Annotated in this window: 22 protein-coding genes; 3 read left to right on the forward strand and 19 right to left on the reverse strand. The window is 35.2% G+C overall.

Annotation, left to right across the window (positions count from 1 at the left end; all coding sequences use genetic code 11):
• The first annotated feature begins 29 nt into the window (after positions 1-29).
• The gene (gene prmC / locus CGC47_RS03550; RefSeq protein WP_042001803.1) at positions 30-872 is read left to right on the forward strand and encodes a peptide chain release factor N(5)-glutamine methyltransferase; all 843 of its coding nucleotides are present in this window, start codon (positions 30-32) and stop codon (positions 870-872) included.
• Positions 873-943: 71 nt separating this feature from the next.
• A complete protein-coding gene (locus tag CGC47_RS03555; RefSeq protein WP_042001805.1) occupies positions 944-1354 on the forward strand; it encodes a DUF4293 domain-containing protein in 411 nt (136 codons plus the stop codon).
• Between the two features lie 60 nt (positions 1355-1414).
• On the opposite strand, the gene ftsY is transcribed toward CGC47_RS03555, so the two are convergent.
• The 9 genes from ftsY to CGC47_RS03600 form a co-directional block, all read right to left on the reverse strand.
• Entirely contained in the window at positions 1415-2377 is a 963-nt protein-coding gene (gene ftsY / locus CGC47_RS03560) for a signal recognition particle-docking protein FtsY (RefSeq protein ID WP_042001808.1), read from the reverse strand.
• Positions 2378-2476: 99 nt separating this feature from the next.
• Positions 2477-2629: a DUF4295 domain-containing protein gene (locus tag CGC47_RS03565; RefSeq protein WP_013997708.1), complete on the reverse strand. Its 153-nt coding sequence runs from the start codon at positions 2627-2629 to the stop codon at positions 2477-2479.
• A gap of 12 nt (positions 2630-2641) precedes the next feature.
• On the reverse strand, positions 2642-2824 hold the full coding sequence (gene rpmG, locus CGC47_RS03570) for a 50S ribosomal protein L33 (protein WP_013997709.1): 183 nt from the start codon (positions 2822-2824) through the stop codon (positions 2642-2644).
• A gap of 31 nt (positions 2825-2855) precedes the next feature.
• Positions 2856-3089 carry a 50S ribosomal protein L28 gene (rpmB, locus tag CGC47_RS03575; protein WP_013997710.1) on the reverse strand — a complete coding sequence of 78 codons (234 nt, stop codon included), beginning with the start codon at positions 3087-3089 and terminating at the stop codon, positions 2856-2858.
• A gap of 114 nt (positions 3090-3203) precedes the next feature.
• Positions 3204-3809 (reverse strand): fumarylacetoacetate hydrolase family protein, encoded by a 606-nt coding sequence (locus CGC47_RS03580; RefSeq protein ID WP_042001813.1) that lies wholly within the window; start codon positions 3807-3809, stop codon positions 3204-3206.
• Positions 3810-3908: 99 nt separating this feature from the next.
• Positions 3909-4676, reverse strand: coding sequence for a 3'-5' exonuclease (locus CGC47_RS03585; protein ID WP_042001816.1), 768 nt, complete (start codon positions 4674-4676; stop codon positions 3909-3911).
• Positions 4677-4904: 228 nt separating this feature from the next.
• Complete coding sequence (locus CGC47_RS03590; RefSeq protein WP_095899993.1) at positions 4905-5549, reverse strand: hypothetical protein; 645 nt, start codon at positions 5547-5549, stop codon at positions 4905-4907.
• Between the two features lie 226 nt (positions 5550-5775).
• On the reverse strand, positions 5776-6453 hold the full coding sequence (locus CGC47_RS03595) for a hypothetical protein (protein ID WP_095899994.1): 678 nt from the start codon (positions 6451-6453) through the stop codon (positions 5776-5778).
• A gap of 251 nt (positions 6454-6704) precedes the next feature.
• Complete coding sequence (locus tag CGC47_RS03600) at positions 6705-7445, reverse strand: hypothetical protein (protein ID WP_172458711.1); 741 nt, start codon at positions 7443-7445, stop codon at positions 6705-6707.
• 203 nt (positions 7446-7648) lie between these two features.
• Here CGC47_RS03600 and CGC47_RS10775 point away from each other — a divergent pair, with 203 nt between their 5' ends.
• Positions 7649-7819: a hypothetical protein gene (locus CGC47_RS10775; protein WP_156124844.1), complete on the forward strand. Its 171-nt coding sequence runs from the start codon at positions 7649-7651 to the stop codon at positions 7817-7819.
• Positions 7820-7949: 130 nt separating this feature from the next.
• Here CGC47_RS10775 and CGC47_RS03605 read toward each other — a convergent pair whose 3' ends face one another.
• The 10 genes from CGC47_RS03605 to CGC47_RS03650 all read right to left on the reverse strand — a co-directional run bounded on the left by CGC47_RS03605 (position 7950) and on the right by CGC47_RS03650 (position 19300).
• Positions 7950-9335, reverse strand: coding sequence for a hypothetical protein (locus tag CGC47_RS03605; RefSeq protein ID WP_095899995.1), 1386 nt, complete (start codon positions 9333-9335; stop codon positions 7950-7952).
• The gene (locus CGC47_RS03610) at positions 9332-10390 is read right to left on the reverse strand and encodes a DNA adenine methylase (RefSeq protein WP_095899996.1); all 1059 of its coding nucleotides are present in this window, start codon (positions 10388-10390) and stop codon (positions 9332-9334) included. The genes CGC47_RS03605 and CGC47_RS03610 overlap by 4 nt, the downstream gene beginning before the upstream one ends.
• Positions 10390-11304 (reverse strand): DNA adenine methylase, encoded by a 915-nt coding sequence (locus CGC47_RS03615; protein WP_232779688.1) that lies wholly within the window; start codon positions 11302-11304, stop codon positions 10390-10392. The genes CGC47_RS03610 and CGC47_RS03615 overlap by 1 nt, the downstream gene beginning before the upstream one ends.
• 94 nt (positions 11305-11398) lie before the next feature.
• Positions 11399-14251 carry a carbamoyl-phosphate synthase large subunit gene (gene carB, locus CGC47_RS03620; protein ID WP_013996737.1) on the reverse strand — a complete coding sequence of 951 codons (2853 nt, stop codon included), beginning with the start codon at positions 14249-14251 and terminating at the stop codon, positions 11399-11401.
• Positions 14252-14396: 145 nt separating this feature from the next.
• Positions 14397-15356 (reverse strand): hypothetical protein, encoded by a 960-nt coding sequence (locus CGC47_RS03625; RefSeq protein ID WP_232779689.1) that lies wholly within the window; start codon positions 15354-15356, stop codon positions 14397-14399.
• 188 nt (positions 15357-15544) lie between these two features.
• Positions 15545-15703 carry a 50S ribosomal protein L34 gene (rpmH, locus tag CGC47_RS03630; protein WP_002669412.1) on the reverse strand — a complete coding sequence of 53 codons (159 nt, stop codon included), beginning with the start codon at positions 15701-15703 and terminating at the stop codon, positions 15545-15547.
• Between the two features lie 328 nt (positions 15704-16031).
• Entirely contained in the window at positions 16032-17246 is a 1215-nt protein-coding gene (locus CGC47_RS03635; RefSeq protein ID WP_042001825.1) for a bifunctional folylpolyglutamate synthase/dihydrofolate synthase, read from the reverse strand.
• A gap of 64 nt (positions 17247-17310) precedes the next feature.
• Positions 17311-18177 (reverse strand): cell envelope integrity protein TolA, encoded by an 867-nt coding sequence (locus CGC47_RS03640; protein WP_042001829.1) that lies wholly within the window; start codon positions 18175-18177, stop codon positions 17311-17313.
• Positions 18178-18188: 11 nt separating this feature from the next.
• Positions 18189-18575: an ExbD/TolR family protein gene (locus tag CGC47_RS03645; protein WP_042001832.1), complete on the reverse strand. Its 387-nt coding sequence runs from the start codon at positions 18573-18575 to the stop codon at positions 18189-18191.
• Between the two features lie 26 nt (positions 18576-18601).
• Entirely contained in the window at positions 18602-19300 is a 699-nt protein-coding gene (locus CGC47_RS03650; protein ID WP_013996821.1) for a MotA/TolQ/ExbB proton channel family protein, read from the reverse strand.
• Positions 19301-19333 lie beyond the last annotated feature (33 nt).

Below are 19333 nucleotides of genomic sequence, written 5' to 3' on the forward strand. Positions count from 1 at the left end.
GTATTTTCGTTGTTGCAAAAATAAGGAAAATGAACTTAAAAATATTTCAAGCATATCTTCATCAAAAACTATCGGCTATTTATACCGCTGATGAAATTCGGAATTTCTACTTTTTATTACTTGAATTTTATGCTAAGAAAACAAAAGTTGAAGTGCTTTTATCTCCTGATTTTGAGCTATCAGAGCGTATTAAAACCCAGATTTTAAGTGCTTCGGATAGACTCATAACCCAAGAACCTATACAATATATTTTAGGCGAAACCGAGTTTTTTGGCAATCGTTTTTTGGTAGACCGTCACGTACTTATTCCTCGTCAGGAAACCGAAGAGTTGGTGGACTGGATACTTACCTCTATACCTCAAAATAAGGCTATTTCCATTTTAGATATCGGTTGCGGAAGTGGCGCTATTGCAATTTCTTTGGCAAAGGCTTTGCCTAAATCAAAGGTAGAGGCTTGGGATATTTCTGAAGAAGCCTTAGTTAAAGCTCGTGAAAATGCCCTTTTAAATCAAGTTACTATTTGTCTTTCGCAAGTAGATATTCTTCACACCCAAAAATTAACAAAAAAATATGATGTGATTGTTTCTAATCCTCCATACGTTCGCTATTGTGAGAAACAAGAAATGCAGCGTAATGTTTTGGATTATGAACCTCATTTGGCTCTTTTCGTTTCTGATGAAAATCCACTCATTTTCTATGAGAAAATCACTGAACTTGCTAAAAAATCACTGAACGATAACGGACAATTATTTTTTGAAATCAACCAATATCTAAGCAAAGACACTCTTAAAATGCTGGAAAATAAAGATTTTAAACCCATATTAAGAAATGATTTAAACGGAAATCCACGAATGATACGAGCAGTTTTGTAATTTTTTTCAATCTATCGTAATAAAATCACCAAAAAAAATGTAAATTTGCAAAACCTAAATTTTTAAGAGTAATGATTCAAAGAATACAAACCCTTTATATGCTTGTTGTTGTCATCTTGGCTGGCGTTTTGCCTTTGTTTTTTGCTCTCTATACACAAGCCAATGTAAAGGTATATGCCTATACACACGACATTTTGAGTGGAGGGCTATTCGCCATTTCGGCTATATTGGCTATTGTGGCTATATTTGGGTATAAAAAAAGACAAAATCAATTTGTATTCAATCGATTGAATATACTTATTAATCTTACTTTACTAGGAGTATTTGTATATCGAATGCTAACCTCATCTGGAGAAAGTCAAATTTCTGAGAAAGGTGTTGGGATTTTTCTACCGATTCTTTCTATCGTTTTTTTGTTTTTAGCCAATAAGGCTATCTATCGGGACGAAAAACTTGTAAAATCTGCAGACCGATTACGATAAACCTATAATCTTAGTAGTGTTGTGCGTTAAAAAAATCCTGAGCATAAGCTCAGGATTTTTTTATTTTTTAAAGAAAGAATCCACAAATTCAAGTTTGTTAAACACTTGTAAATCATCAATGCCTTCACCTACCCCAATATATTTTACGGGAATTTGAAATTGATCAGAAATTCCAATAACTACGCCTCCCTTGGCTGTGCCGTCGAGTTTAGTAACAGCCAAAGCACTCACTTCCGTAGCTTTAGTAAATTCTTTGGCTTGTTCAAAAGCATTTTGTCCTGTAGAACCATCTAAAACCAAAAGTACATCGTGTGGAGCATCTGGGATAACCTTTTGCATTACACGTTTAACCTTAGTAAGTTCGTTCATCAGATTGATTTTATTGTGTAATCGTCCAGCAGTGTCAATAATCACTACATCAGCATTTTGAGCCACAGCAGATGATAATGTATCATAAGCCACTGAAGCGGGGTCACTTCCAATCTGTTGCTTAACAATGGGTACGCCCACACGCTCCGCCCAAACTTGTAGCTGGTCAATAGCAGCGGCTCGAAAAGTATCAGCAGCCCCTAAAATTACTTTATAACCTTTTTTGTGAAATTGATGAGCAAGCTTACCTATGGTAGTTGTTTTTCCAGCACCATTTACACCAACAACCATCATTACGTAAGGCTTCTTATTGTAAGGAATAAGAAAGTCGGTTTCTTCTCCCGATTGGGTTTCGGAGAGTAGTCCTGCAATTTCTTCTCTCAAAATTTGATTGAGCTCACTTGTGCCTAAATATTTGTCTTTGGCAACTCGTGCTTCAATACGGTCGATGATTTTTAAGGTTGTGTTTACCCCTACATCACTGGCTATCAACACTTCTTCTAAATCATCTAAAACATCTTCATCTACTTTGGATTTTCCAGCTACAGCTTTGGTAAGTTTGTCAAAAAAACTATTTTTTGATTTTTCAAGCCCTTTATCCAAAGTTTCCTTTTTCTCTTTGGAGAATATGTTTTTAAAAAAATTAAGTGCCATTTTTCAAATTATTTTATGCGAATATAATAAAAAAAAGAAAACGAAAAAAGGTCATCTACATATTATAGACGACCTCTATTCTTTTATTCAGAGAATTATTTATTTTTTCTTCAAAAACTCATCAACTAATTCAGGAGACATCACGCTTTCAACGAAAGTGTAAGCACCTGTTTTAGGAGATTTTACCATTTTAATGGCTTTTGTCAATTTTTTAGATTTTCCCTGAAGTGTTGCTACGGTTTTCTTTGCCATGACTCTCTAAAATTATTTGATTTCTTTATGAACTGTCACTTTCTTCAAGATAGGATTGAATTTTTTAAGCTCCAATCTATCAGGTGTATTTTTCTTGTTTTTCGTTGTAATGTAACGAGATGTACCTGGCATACCTGATTCTTTATGCTCTGTACATTCCATAATAACTTGAATTCTATTTCCTTTCTTAGCCATTGTAGTACGTTATTTTTATGTTATGGATATATTATAAAAATCCATTTTGTTTAGCTTCTTTCAAAACAGCCGCAATTCCTTTTTTGTTGATGGTTTTGATTGCAGATGTTGATACTCGTAACGTAATCCAACGATCTTCTTCTGAAATGTAGAAACGCTTTTTAGTTAAATTTACGTTGAATTTACGCTTGGTTTTGTTCATTGCGTGTGAAACATTGTTTCCCACCATTGCTTTCTTTCCTGTAATTTCACAAACTCTTGCCATTATCTCTGAATTCTTTATTTAAATACACATTATTCAAAACGGAGTGCAAAGTAACGTTTTTTTATTTTATTGTGCAAATTATCAGTGAAATATTTTTGAAATATTTCTACTCCCTTATTTTATCCGTAAGGAAAACACACTTTCCCCTTCTAAAAAACCTTCTAAAAAATCACCCGAATGAACGCTTCCAACGCCAGCTGGGGTACCCGTAAAGATAAAATCACCTTTACGTAGGGTAAAAAACTTAGAAACTTGGCTAATAATTTGGTCAATATTCCAAATCATATCAGCGGTATTGCCTTGCTGTACAGTTACTCCGTTTTTATTTAACGAAAAACCTATTGCCTTACCAAATTGTGCTTTGGGTAAAAAACTACTCACAACTGCCGAACCATCAAAAGCTTTTGATTTTTCCCAAGGAAGTCCTTCCTTTTTCAGTTGTGCTTGCAAATCACGAGCTGTAAAATCTATTCCAAGTGTAATTTCATCATAATACTTATGTGCGAACTTTTCAGAAATGTGTTTTCCGTTTTGGTTGATTTTAATTACTAATTCTACCTCGTGATGTAGGTCAGCCGTAAAATCAGGGATATAAAAAGGAAGTTCTGGATTATGAATTGCCGTATCAGGTTTGATAAACAACACGATATCTTTAGGCTTTTCACCGCCCATTTCTTGTATATGGTTTGCGTAATTTTTTCCTACACAAATAATTTTCATAGGTTACATTATTATTAAACATTGGTAAAGGACAAAAACTGAACGACATCAATTTTTAAACAAACTGATACTTCAAAAAAAGAATTTTTTAAAGCTAAATTATTTTGAAAATCCTTTTAGTTTGATGGCTGTTAGTACCTTTTTGGTGTAGAGTGGAAAGTCAGCATTTAAAATCCAGCCGAAGTAACCAGGCTCTTCTTCCAGTATTTCTTCTACTTTTCTGCCCTTATGCTTTCCGAAGGTGAAAATGGTTTCGTTTTTGTCGTTCAGGGCAATAAATCCGGCAAAGTCCACCGCTTGTTTTCGAGTGGTGAACTCGCTGAGTTTTTTCATATCGTTTTCGAGTTCGCTGTATCGGTTGAGTTGTGATTTTAGTATCTCATAGGTGGCATTGGTGTCCGCTGCTGCCGAGTGCGCATTGTCCAGCGTTTTTCCGCAGTAGAACTTATAAGCGGCACTCAGGGTGCGTTGTTCCATTTTGTGGAAGATGGTTTGTACATCTACCGTTACGCGGTTTCCTAAATCAAAATCGACGTCGGCACGGAGCATTTCTTCCGCTAAAAGAGGAATATCGAAGCGGTCGGAATTGTAACCCGCCAAGTCCGAGTCTTTAATCATATTATGAATGGTTTTGGCAAGTTCCTTGAAAGTGGGTTCGTTGGCTACGCGTTCGTTGGTAATTCCGTGTACATCACTTGCTCCTTTGGGTATCGGAATTGTAGGATTTACCAACCACGTTTTACTTTCTTTATTCCCATTGGGATATACTTTTAGTATGGAGATTTCAACAATGCGGTCTTTAGTAATGTCAGTTCCAGTGGTTTCCAAATCGAAGAAACAAATCGGTTTTGATAGTTTTAGTTCCATATGAATGTTTTATTTAAGCAGTAGAAATTAGTAATTGGGTAGTAAATATATACAAAAATGCGCTGTAAAACAGAAAAGAATTCCGTGTAAAGCTGAGTAACATCGAAGTTTTAGGATTGTAAGACTTCGACTTCGCTTAGCTTGATAAAAAACACCTTTTTAGAGGTGTTCTATAGTTTTTTATCCGTATAAATTTTTATTGTGGAGGATTAACCTTACCAAGGTAACCTATTTGAGAGCCATTGCTTGTAGGCGTTCTTCAAGTTCCTCAAAGCCTTGCAATGAAACTATTTTCCAAGTGCCGTTTTCTTTTTGAGCTTCCACCTGATAGCTAAAATCATCCCAATTGGCATTGGCATTCCAAGACCAAGAAAAGTGAGCAACATCATCAGTAATTACAATATTTTTAATAACGATGTTTTTGTAGAAATCCTCCGAAGGTGTGTCTTGGCAATTACACCAAACATTAGCCCCATTACCAAAGGGAGGCTGATTGCCTGATTCCCAAATAAAAATGCGTTCGGTCAAGTAATGGTCGATAAGTAGCCCTAATTTATCATACAGATTGACAAAATCAGTTGTAAAAAAGCCAGAACGAGCAATCTCATTGCTTTTCTTTTCGTGGTTCGCCATATCCAAATTATGAAAAAAAGACTCATCTTGAGCAATTTGTGCAGGTATAAAATCACCTTGCGAACGGTGGGTGCTTTCCCAATGATACACCTCACGAATGAGATTTTGTAAAGCAACACTATCATTTGGTATTTCGTTTAGGCTACTCTGCGAAGTGGCATTTACCACTTGTTGATTTTTGGGTTGCTGTTTACAACCTATAAGCATCATTAAAAGAAGAATAAAGCTAATATTTCTCATCGTCTTTCCGTTTTTAGACCATACTTAAAATGTTCCTTGTGCAAATATAATCAAAAATGTTTTATTAAGGCGACTACTTAAGTACATATTTTGCATATTGATTTTTGTTTCTGTCTTAGCTTTTTATTTGGGATTAGAAACCAAATCCGGATTGCGGAGTGAAGTATGTATAGTTAACAAAATCAAATTTTACTGAAGATATTTTTATTCTTACCAGTAATCAAATCTATATACTCCTATTTTTCTTTATTTTTCCCGCCATTACGAATTGATATATTATCAATTTTGGGAGGATAACAAACACAAGCAATAATTTTTTTGGTTTTCCCCCTTCTATAATGCTGATAATGATGGTTACAAGTGGCACTAGCACTAACAATACCGTGTTGATGCGATACGCCCAAATTAAGTATCCTTTTTCTGCCCAAAGGTCCCATTCATCTTTGATTTTCAATTCAGTTACTTCACTTTTGAGAAAATCAACGAATTGCTTTGTATCGCTTTTAAACAGTGGGTAAGACTTTCCGCTTCCTATAGTAATGATTTTGTTTCGGGTTACAATCTTGCGTAGTATTTCTTTTTCATTAAAACCATAAACAATCCCTGTTATTTCCAAAATGTCAATCGTAGGAATCTCTTTGTAATTAAACAATAATTTTTTGTTCCAATGAAATACAAGTTTGTTGTTTTCAACAGTTACTATAAGTCGGCTGATTATAGAATATATTAGCAATAAAGTCAGCCCAATGAAAACGAACGAAGGAATTATCCATTTGAGATACGGAATTTTAATATTTACAACTAAGATAATGGTTAACAGTATCCATAGAGGGAAAATAAAAATACTTATAAGCGCTCTATTTAATCTATAAACCAATAAACTAAACGTTTTCTTTTCTTCCACAACTTACTTTTTGATAGGTATTACTGCTCAAAGATATAAATTTTATGACTTTTTGTATAAATACATTGGGATAAAAAAAACTTCGACTTCGCTCAGTTTGACCAAGTGACTGTTACATTGAATAAAGTTCTTTTTATCGTTTTAAACCAAAAGTACAAAGAAATAAAAATCAAACATATTTCAATCTATTACCAACATAAAAAAAGTAAAGACGCCACAACGGACGTCCTTACCGATAATATTTCAATTTCTTATGCTTTTTTGGTCACAATGCCCAAAGCCTCAAGCTCCTGACTATGAGCAAATACAACTTTGGCGTAAGCCACAAACTCACTGTACTGCGGGTAAAGTTCATCGAAGAATTTGTCGCGAATTTCGGTAGCTTTTTGAGCCTCGGCGGTTTCCTTTTTCTGACTTTCTTTCAGAGCGATGACCTCTGTGAGTTTATTTTGTACGGCTTTTAAATCTTCTTCTTTGATATTGATAGACTGCAACTTAGTTAAAAACGATGGGTTTTTAAGCAATTGCGAATAGAAGTTCCCCACTTGCACCAACCAATCGCTATATGCCGTTTTGCGTTTCCCTGCAAAGTCGAGCGAAGCACCTGCTAAGGTATCGCCTTTAAAAAGGATTTTACAGAAAGCCAAATGCTTGGTATACAAATCATTGATTTCGGAAAATTTTTGGTCAAACTTCTCCGTTTCGGCGTATTGCTGAGCGTATTCCGTCTTTTGGATTTGATGCAATTCTTCCAAACGCACCACTTTTGTTAAAAGTTCATCAAGTTTTTCGGTGGTATAGCCCAATAGCCCCATCTGCTCCTGAATGTTAGGCAGTTTCCCGTTAGAAAACGCCAATCGCATTCGCTGAATCCATTCCTCCATTGAAATATGCATGTTTCGCTTCTTTGGAGTTGGTGTTTGCTCGTTTTGATTCAGATTTTGGTCATTCTGATTCAAGTTTTGTTCGTTCTGATGTAAATTCTCGTTCATAATAATTGTGTTTTTGGTGTTAAACTCTTTATTTTCTATTGATTTTACAGATTTTTACTTGCAGGAAATGGATTTTTACCGGTCAGAATCCATTTATTGTCGGTCAAGATTCATTTCCTATTGGTTAGAATCCATTTCTTATCGGTCAAGATTGATTTCTTGTCAGTCAGAATTCATTTCCTGTTGGTAAATATTGATTTCTTATGGGTCAGAACTTATATAATGTAGGTCAAACCTCGCTTCCCTGCTGTAAGAATGCTTTTCTGTACGGGAATTATCAAAATCCTATGAGTAAACACTCATCACTTGCAGGGATTTCTTATGATATACGTAGCAATATCCGTGCCGTAAGTGGTAAAAATTCAGCAGGTTAGTATTAAAATGCTGTTAAAAAGAAAAGACGCCGTAAGGGCGTCTGTCTATAGGGATGGAGAATATATCGTTTTATTACATCAGTTTTTGTATATCTATATGTATTTTATCTTTTTAAGTGGTATTTTTGTTTTAATTCCAAAAATCCAGTAAATTTTTAATCGCTTCTTGGAAAAGTTCAGGAGCCTTTATTCCCAAAATAAGTTGTCCGTTTTCATTCAGTAAAAATCCAATTTCAATCTCTATAATTCGAGTTTCTTGGCTTCCGTACAAAACTACGGTTCTAATAATATTACTTTTAGGATAGTATTTTTTAATATAATGTTTTTCAATATAATCATAATTGGCCAATTCGGAAATTCCATTATGTCTGAACTCATATTTTTTCCCTTCAATATTAATTACCTCATTGCGAACAAAATCAAAAAGGATAAGGTCAGGAATGTGTATAATTTCATCTTTATTCCCTGCCTTGTATTTTTCCCGATCTTTATATTTTGCCAATGGAATAGGTTCTCCCTGTTTTGGAATAAAATACCCTTTTTCACTACCTGCGTGATTTTCAAAAATAGAACATCCTTGCGTAAAATTTTCAACCACTAAATGTATAAATATTGTTCCTAATTTTTCGCCATCTTTATCATATTTCCAATAACTTTTATTCATTTCTACTTTTGGAATGGTTAATTTATCTAATTCTATCCCAATTCTATTGGCAATTTGAATAAATTTATTGGTTTTCCCTATATGATTTTGCTCTAATCCGTGTTGAGTGATTACAATTCTCTTTTCCCAACCTAATTTTCTCAAAACAGTAGAAATAATACTCAACGCCCCTATATTAGGGTCGTGAGAAAGTCCATTACTTTTAAAAAGCCGTCCCGAGATTTCTATTTTGTCTTTCTGTTTATTTAACAAAATAGGTACATTCCCTTTAGGAGGCTGTCTCATATTATTTTTAAAATCAATAACTTCGTCTGTTGTTCCAAAAGGAATAAATATCTCTTTATCAAGTTTTTTACCTAAAATTTCAACTCCTAATGTTAAAAGTAATCTTGTTCCAAAAATATAAGTTTCCGTTGGCTTTTCCTTTTGCTCTATCTGTAAATTATAAAGCATTATCTTTTTGGTGTTCGGATAATAATTATCAATAAAAACAAACTTTGAACAACGCTGATAAACCCCTGTATTCCGACTTTCTTTATCATCCGTTTTTGTTTCTTCTATTGCATAAATCGGTATATCTTTTTGTTTAGGTTCCTCTTTTTGAAAGAAAATTAAAAAATCTGTAAAACTCGAATTGCCAGAAACAGTTTTTATATAAACTTTATTAACCTTATTACAGCGAAATCCTGTTACTTCATAAGTAAAAGCAAACTTTCCACCTTGTAAAATAGGTAAAATTCTAATAGAATCAATAAACCCTGATAATTTATAATCCTGAGTGAATTTTTGTAAAATTACAGCGAGTACCTTTTTCTTAGGTCGTTCTTCTGTTAATATCCAAAGGTTGTTCATTTTTCCAAAATATAAAGTTGTTCTCTAATATATTTTTTATGTTTACTTTCACCATTATTATTGCTTTTAAAACGTAGATAATCAAATTCTACTAATTCTACTTTTCCACATTTTTGTAGCACTGAGAAAATATCTTTTTCTTTCATAATTCCCTCTGAGTTGTAACTAAGAACTAAGTATTTAAACTTTCCTTTGAGAGCAATCTTATTTAATTCTTCTAATGCTGTTTTAGAATTACAAAATTTGGACTTTTGTTGTTGATAATCTCGCATACCTGACACTCCCTTTATTTGTGGGTTATCATACTTTGCTATAGTTTCTAAAAGATGATAATTTGGAGCGTATTGCCGTTGGTTATAGGGCGGATCTAGATAAAAAATATCTGCCTGTATTTCTTCTAATAACTCCACAGAGTCTTGATTAAAAGATCTATTTTCTTCCTCATTAGTAATTAATTTTATAGGTCTTAAAACCATTTTCTTGACCGCTCTCGGATCCCATTTTTTATGGAAAGCTGCATAGACACCTGCCACATTAGCATAGAAAGAAACCGATTCAAGTAGACAAGCAATTAAGATAAAATATTCATTTGTAGAGATTAAATTTTCTTCTTTCCATTGCTCTATTTGTAAACGAATAGCATCTATAATTTTTCCATTTTGATCCGAAAAAAACATTCTTGGTTGTTCTAATTCTTGTGTTCCGGTTGGTGTGTAATTTTCATAAATAAACCCTTCTTTTTCTGAAATTTTATTAAGAAACGAAACAACTTTTTCTAAATTCGTTTCAAATAAATTTGTGCTATCAATCAAAATATTTTGCAATAATTTATCAAACAAATCGAAACTATTATTAGTAATATAAGCTCTTTGTAAGACATAGGAAAAATACATTAAATCAGAAGAAAAAACTTTATATCCTTTTGACTTAAAATATTGACCTACACTCGTAGTTCCTGCAAAAAAATCAAAAAAAGACTTTCCTTCTATATTTTTTATCTGTAGTGTATGATAAATTTTATCACACAAATTTTCTTTATTGCCTATATATCTCATTATAGTTCAATATTGTTAATTGAAAATAAGTCTTGCTTTTTAGGTGGCTCATAGTTAGTTATCAACACTTCAACACTTGCTTTTTTATCCCTAACAAGAGTTTGGTAATTAGAATTTGCATAATGAAAATCAATATAGTTAACCCTATAATTAGGATTATATCTCAACCAATTTTTTAATATTTCATTTGACTTCCCTTTGTGCTCTAAAACATTTGATAATGCAAATTTTATATTTCTTCCATTTAGGTCATCTAATAATTCAAGTAATTGATATTCTTCTTTTTGTGTCCAACCTTTAAATCCTCTTTTACCATCATTATAAGTCCCTGTGGTTATTAAATAAGGAGGATCACAATACACAAAATCATTACTTTGTAATTCTGAAAAATCAAATTCTGAAAAACATTTATCAGAAAAAACAGGTTGAATTTCTTTTATTCTATTGATAAAGGCAACCAACTTCTGTTTCATTTTAGGATTAAAACTACTTCGTTCTCTTCCAAAAGGATTATTAAACTCATGATTATTATTAAAACGAATTTGATGATTAAATGAAAAGGCAATCAAAACGAACAAATCCAAAGGATTTTTATTTTCATTGTACTGATTTCTTAATGTTTTGTAACCCTTTTCATTGGTTTGTGAAAGATTTAATTCTTTAATCTTATTTTCTATATAGTTTGTTATTTTTTCCAATTCATTTTTTTGAAATATTCTATACATATCCACCAAAAAGGAAAGATTGTCGTTAAAAAACACCTTATTAGCAGAGACATTTATCCCTACATTACATCCACCCGAAAATAAATCTACAAAATAGTTAATGTTTGTTGAAAAAAGAGGTAAAATTTGATCTAAAATTTTACTTTTCCCCCCTATATAATTCAATGGTGATTTTATTATGTTTTTCAATGTTAACTTTTTTGTTTGCAAAGTTACGAAAATATTAAAAAAAGGGCGAATTATAATTCGCCCTTACTATTTTCTATTTGCTAATTCCTACCGCCTATTTGGACAGATACATTTTCCTTCTTGCATAGAGTTCATAGAATTGGTCGTCTTTGAGGTCGTCTATGAAAAGAATGCTCTCGCCGGTAGATTTCATTTCGGGTCCTAAACGCTTATCCACATTCGGGAACTTGTTAAACGAAAACACGGGCTGTTTGATAGCAAATCCGTCCAATTTCGGTTGGAAGTTAAAGTCGGTTACTTTCTTCTCACCGAGCATCACTTTGGTAGCGTAGTTCACGTACGGCTCCCCATAGGCTTTGGCGATAAACGGAACGGTACGCGACGCCCTCGGGTTGGCTTCGATGATGTACACCGTGTCGTCCTTAATGGCAAACTGAATGTTTATCAGTCCCACCGTGTTTAGGGCTTTGGCTATTTTGTGCGTATGGTCTTTGATTTGTTGCATCACAAACTCACCGATGTTAAAGGGCGGCAGTGTGGCGTTACTATCCCCCGAATGCACCCCACACGGTTCGATGTGTTCCATAATTCCGATGATGTACACGTTTTCGCCATCGCAAATGGCGTCGGCTTCGGCTTCGATAGCTCCATCTAAATAATGGTCGAGCAAAAGTTTGTTATTCGGAATTTTACGAAGCAAATCCACCACGTGTTCTTCCAATTCGTGCTTGTTGATAACGATTTTCATTCCTTGCCCACCCAACACATACGACGGACGCACCAAAAGCGGGAAGTCCAACTCATCGGCTAACTTTAAGGCTTCGTCGGCAGTTTCGGCAACACCAAATTTCGGATACGGAATGCCCAATTCTTTCAATAAAGTAGAAAAACGCCCTCGGTCTTCTGCCAAATCCAACGCGTCAAAGCTCGTTCCGATGATTTTAATGCCATATTTATGAAGTTTTTCAGCCAATTTCAAAGCGGTTTGTCCGCCTAACTGAACGATAACACCTTCGGGTTTTTCGTGACGAATGATGTCGTAAATATGTTCCCAAAAAACAGGCTCGAAGTAGAGCTTGTCCGCCGTGTCAAAATCCGTAGAAACCGTTTCAGGGTTGCAGTTAATCATAATAGTTTCGTAACCGCACTCGGCAGCCGAAAGCACTCCGTGAACGCAACAGTAATCGAACTCAATGCCCTGCCCAATGCGGTTGGGGCCTGAGCCTAACACAACTACTTTTTTACGGTCGGAAACGATACTATCGTTCGCTGTGAAAAGATTGCCGTTCGCATCACGAATTGGAGCTTCAAACGTAGAGTAATAATACGGCGTTTGTGCTTTAAACTCGGCAGCACACGTATCTACCAACTTATATACGCGGTTGATACCCAATTCTTCACGTTTTTTATAGACTTCACTTTCCCAACATCCCAACATATGAGCGATTTGGCGGTCGGCAAAGCCTTTTTGTTTGGCTTCCAATAGTAAATCTTTCGGAAGCGTTTCTATTTTATAGGTTGAAATTTCTTTCTCAATGCTGTATAGTTCTTCGTATTGCTTCAAGAACCACATATCTATCTTAGTGATTTCGTGAATTCTCGAAAGCGGAATACCCATCGCGATGGCGTCGTAAATCACAAAGACTCTATCCCAACTCGGATTGGTAAGTTTGTCGATGATTTGCTCATAATTTTTGTATCCTTTGCCATCTGCTCCCAATCCATTGCGTTTGATTTCAAGTGATTGCGTAGCTTTATGAAGCGCCTCTTGGAACGAGCGACCGATACCCATTACTTCTCCTACCGATTTCATTTGCAGACCGATAGTGCGGTCAGAACCTTCGAATTTGTCAAAGTTCCAACGCGGAATTTTTACGATAACATAATCCAACGTAGGTTCAAAAAGTGCCGAAGTGGACTTAGTGATTTGGTTAGAAAGTTCGTCCAAGTTATAACCAATAGCCAATTTTGTTGCAATTTTGGCAATCGGATAGCCTGTTGCTTTGGAAGCCAATGCCGAAGAACGTGACACACGCGGATTGATTTCTATGGCGATAATATCTTCTTTTTCGTCAGGAGAAACGGCAAATTGTACGTTGCAACCTCCCGCAAAATCGCCAATACTTCGCATCATCTTGATTGCCATATCACGCATACGTTGGAACGTTCTGTCGGAAAGCGTCATCGCCGGAGCAACGGTAATGGAGTCGCCCGTGTGGATACCCATTGGGTCCATATTTTCAATGGTACAGATAATTACCACGTTATCGTTTTTATCACGAAGAAGTTCCAATTCGTATTCCTTCCAACCCATTAACGCCTTGTCAATCAACACTTCGTGAATGGGAGAAGCCTCCAAACCACGTGTGAGAAGCGTGTCGAAATCTTCCTTTTTGTACACCACAGAAGCTCCTGTTCCGCCCAATGTAAACGACGGACGAATCACCAAAGGAAAACCGAATTTCTGAGCGATTTCTTTTCCTCGAAGGAAGGAATTTGCCGTTTCGGACGGAGCCATCGGAATGCCAATTTTGTCCAAAAGCACACGGAATTTCTCTCGGTCTTCGGTAATTTGGATGGCATCGATATCCACCCCGATGATTTCCACACCAAAATCTTTCCAAATCCCTTTTTCAGCGGCTTCAATGCAAAGATTTAGGGCGGTTTGCCCTCCCATTGTAGGCAAAACGGCATCAATATTGGGATGTTTTTTCAGAATTTCAACTATGGATTTGGTAGTCAAAGGCTTCAAATAGACGTGGTCAGCCATTGAAGGGTCAGTCATAATGGTTGCAGGATTGCTGTTGATAAGCACCGTTTCGATGCCGTCCTCACGTAGCGAACGCAATGACTGCGAACCTGAATAGTCAAACTCACAGGCTTGTCCGATAATGATTGGTCCTGAACCAATTAACAATACACAATTTAAATCTTTACGCTTTGGCATTTCTTTATGATTTTTATTTTTTTTTGATTTTCTCTCCAACTCAATAGCAAAAATTGTTGAGAAAGATTGATTTTTTTATGATATATATAAATTCTAATTCAACTTATAAAGAATACATCTGTATCACACACTTTTAGGTTGCAACTTACAAATTTTCTTTTATACTTCTTGTTAAATCCACAGCAAATTTGTCTGCATTTTTGAAAATATACTTTCTATTTTCAGAATACGTCTTTTCAAAAAGTTCCATTTTTGGCATTTGGGCATTGAAAATTTGATTCATATAATCCATTTTTGGCGGATAGATATAGAATAATTTTCCTTTTGGAAACTGATTTTCTTGTTGCCAAATTTCAAATTCCTGAAAAAAACAATCGTGTGTTGGCATCTCAATTTTGGTAAACAAATCCGCATCAAGTTCGTGTACCAAACGATATAGCCCGTGAATTTCTTGAGCAAAACACTTATCTATCTTTTCTCGTGGGTAACCTAATTTCTGGTATGCCACACAGAGTTCTTGCAAACAATTTGATGCTTTTTGAGCGTCTTTTTCAACCAACGCCACAAAATACAATACCACAAATTTTTCCCAAGCCGTTATTTTCTTTTGTACAAACTTTTCTGCCTTTTGCAAAGCTATTTGCTTTAAATCTTCTTCCTTAAAGTAAATTACCTTTAGCAAATTGACTGCATTTTCAGTGTAAAATTGCCCTTTGGAATGTGGCAATTCTTTTGGAAAAAGGCTTTCTATAATTTGAAAATCATTACAGGCAAAGGCTGAAAGTACATCAAAAAAAGCATTGCAATGGTCTGTACCACTTTCTGTTACAGAAGTTGATAAAATCTCTTGCCGGGCAGTCTGATACAAAACATTATTCAGCAACTCAAAATCTTGATTACTAAAAGCCAGATAAAAACCAAACTCTTTTATGTTGTTCAGCAAACTAATATATGATTTTGTTTTACTGATTTCATCACTCAAATCTTGTAAATATTTTTCAAAAGTGTCTTGATTCCATTTTTCAAATTCTTCCCAATTGCGAGGTGGATAGTAGTATCCCCACTTTTTGAGACTTTCTTCACATTTTTGGTGATATAACTTCAAATATTTTTTAATATTTTTAATCATTTTCAACCATTCCGTCCGTTAAGATTTCGGAATAAAAAGATTTTTCACAAATTATCAAACAAATTATTAACGTAGGATTTAATGAGATAGTAAATTTGTTTAAAAAAAAGGTGTTACCTAAAAAAGATAACACCTTTATATATTGTAAAACCCAACCATCGACATTATTTTTTATGTCTTGGTTCTGAAGAAACTGTTAATTTTTTTCTTCCTTTAGCTCTTCTTCTCGCTAATACTTTTCTTCCGTTTGCAGTAGCCATACGCTCTCTGAAACCGTGTTTATTTCTTCTCTTTCTTTTTGATGGTTGAAATGTTCTTTTCATGACTCTGATTCTTTAAAATATCTTTACTAGGATAAAAAATTCTATAAGTACAGAAGCAATTACTACATAGCTTCCCTTTTAAACTGGGGGCAAAAATAACATTTTTTTTGTAATCCACAAACTATTTATATGTTTTTTCTAAGAAGATTTTCAGATCCTGCCATTACAAAAACAATAAAACAATCCTATTGACAACAAGCATAATAAAAAAAGAAAATACTTAAACAACAAAGAAAAGTTTAGCAAAATGATTTCTTAACACATTTCAACTTTGGTTAAGTACACGTAGATTGTCTCCGTACTTGTTCTTGAAACTTTTTAAAATCATTTAGACAACTTCTGCTACCACAAAAGTGCTCCCTCCTACAAAAATAAAATCAGCTGGATGAGCGTTTTCCTTAGCTTTTTCCAATGCTTTTTGAACAGAGGGATATACCTGTCCTTGAAGCCCTTTAGTCTCTGCTAATGCTTTTAAAGTTTCAACTTCCAACCCACGAGGAATGGCAGGAGAGCAAAAATAGTATGTTGCCGATTTTGGAAACACCTCCAACACTTGTTGTACATCTTTGTCCTTAACAAAACCTAGTACGATATGTAATTTTTCAAACTGTTGATTTTGTAATTGTTGCATAACCAAAGAAAGTCCTGCTAAATTATGTGCTGTATCACAAATAATTTTTGGAGTTTCGGATAAGGTTTGCCAACGCCCTTTAAGTCCCGTGTTTTTCACTACATTTTGTAATCCTAAAGTGATATTTTCCGAAGTAATTTTCCAACCTTTATTCTTTAAAATTTCCAATACAGCCACAACTCCTTTTATATTTTTTGCTTGATATATCCCTTGTAAATCCGTAATATAGTTGCAGGATAAAGTACTAGCAAAGGTAATAGGAGCTTGTTTTTCTTGGGCTTGATTTACAAAAACGACAGCCGTTTGTTGGTCATTTTCACTGATTACCACAGGAATGCCTTGCTTGATAATTCCTGCTTTTTCAAAAGCTATTTCGGCAAGGGTGTGCCCTAAAATATCGGTGTGATCTTTCGATATATTGGTGATTAACGAAACCTGCGGAGTTATTATATTGGTAGAATCGAGCCGCCCTCCTAAACCTACTTCTATAACAGCAATATCCACATTTTCAGAAGCAAAATATTGAAAAGCCAAGCCGACCGTCATTTCGAAAAAAGAAAGGGAAGTTGATTCAAAAAACGATTGATGACGAGCTACAAAATCAACCACATATTGTTCTGAAATTTCAACGCCATTGATTTTAATACGCTCACGGAAATCTCTCAAATGAGGAGAGGTGTATAATCCTACCCGATACCCCGCTTGTTGCAATACCGATGCCAGCATATGGCTCGACGACCCCTTACCATTGGTTCCTGCCACGTGTATCGACTTGAATTGCTGATGAGGATTTCCCAAACGCTCCGATAATAATCTGATATTATCTAGTTTATGATTTAAAGCCTCCCTGCCTTTATTTTGATACATCGGTAGGCGATTAAACATCCACGCAAGTGTTTCTTTATAATTCATTAAAAATATATTTTCAAAATAATAGGCCGAAAAAATCAGGCTATTTTATAATATTTCACATATGTTATTCTCCGAGTTTGAAGTTGATGACGATAAAACCTACTTGGCTAATCGGTGCATTTTTATCGGCATTCCAGCGATAAGTTTTTGCCGTTTCTTTAGCCGCTTCCATAAGACACGGATGATTATTGGTCGTTCCTCGAACCCCAGGGGTTATTTTGATTACGTTACCAGACTGGTTTACTTCAATCTGAACCACAACCCTGCCAGATTCATTGCAATTTTGTTTAACTAAACCACTGTCTTTAAGGCTACGCCCATTCAATCCCCAGCCTTTACCACTGCTTCCTGAACCTCCTGAACCATAAAACGAATTAGCGTACGGATTTCCTTGAGGATCTCCTTTGTATCCAGACTGTTTATCATCGCCCTGCCCCGAAGTAGCTTCTCCTTTAGCGTCAGCTGCTCCAAAAATATTAGATAACGCATCAGTGGTTTCTTTTGAGGGTTTAGACGATTGCTGAGGCTTTTCTTTAGGTTTTTGATTTTCAGCTGTTTTTTGAGGCTTGGTATCTTTATTAGGTTCCACCTTTTTGTCTATCTTTTCCTCTTTCTTAACCTCTTTAGGTAGTACTACCTCTTCTTGATTTTCCTGTGTAAGGACTTCTTCCTTTACGGGATTGGGGGTTGTTTGTGTAGGTGGTGTAGATTCAGAGAGTTGCTCTTGAGGCTGTGCCACCTCTTGCTTCGGAGGTGAGGTACGTTGCCCTTGACCTGCAGGAGTTACCCCAAAAACCACATCAATGCCACTCTCTGGAGGAGGGTCTAAATATTTAAGCCCCGTGTAAAACAACAAAAACACCACCAAACTCATCAAAAGTATGGTTATTATCAATGATTTGCGTTTATGTTTGGTATCTGTTATGCTCATAAAGGATCGTTCTATTTAGGTCGTACTGCCAAAATAACCTTATATTGATTTTGATTAGCAATATCCATCACGGTAACCGCTTTTTCGATAGGTACAGATTCTTCCACACGCAAGATTATGGTAGGTTTTTCAACATCTTTGAGTAAAACTCTCAATTCTTGTTCTAATTTTTCAGGCTCAATTTGCTTTTTGTCAATAAAATAATTCAAGTTTTTGTTAATGCTTACCGAAACGTTTTGTGTATTGGTTGACTTTCCTTTGGCCCTTGGCAATAGTAAATCCAACGCATTGGGGCTATTGGCTGTAAGCATAAAAAAGACCAACAACAGAAATACAATATCTGTCATTGACGACATACTAAACTCGGCACTTACCCTATTTCTACCTCTTATTTTCATCTTAAATTATGTTTAGAGGTTTGACCTTACATAGGTTCGTTAAGTAAATCCAGAAATTCAACAGCATATGCCTCCATTTGATGTACTACCTTATCGGTTCGTACTACCAAATGATTATACCCAATGTAAGAAACAATCCCTACAATGAGTCCTGCCACAGTAGTTGCCATAGCGGTATAGATTCCACTGGCTAAAGCCCCCATTTCTGCCTGACCTCCACTGCTTGCCATTTCGTGAAATGCCAAAATCATCCCTATAACGGTTCCTAAAAAACCAATCATCGGTCCAGCACCAGCAATAGTAGCCAAAATTGCTGTATTTTTTTCTAATTTATACACCTCAAGTGTACCTGCATTTTCAATAGCTTTATTGATATCTTCTAAAGGTTTGCCTATACGGGTAATGCCTTTTTCGACCAATCGAGCAACAGGAGTATCCGATTGAGCACACAGCATCTTTGCCGAATCAATACGTCCTGCGGTAATACTATCTTTAATCTGAAACATAAAGTTTTTATCTACTCTGGAAGCCGCCTTAATGGCAAAAGTACGCTCAAAGTAGATGAAAAGCGCTACTGCCAACATAAGTAAGAGTATGGCTATAATAACAACACTGGAAGTACCTCCATTCAAAATCAAATCAATAACGGAAAGTGTTTTTTCTTCAACGAGTGGTTCGGTTTCAGAGGCAACACCTTGTTGTAGTAAAGTTTGTAATGATAACATTGAATTTATTTTTTACGTTTTTATCTCGACAAA

It is taken from the genome of Capnocytophaga canimorsus, from assembly GCF_002302565.1.
Taxonomy (GTDB): Bacteria; Bacteroidota; Bacteroidia; order Flavobacteriales; family Flavobacteriaceae; genus Capnocytophaga; species Capnocytophaga canimorsus.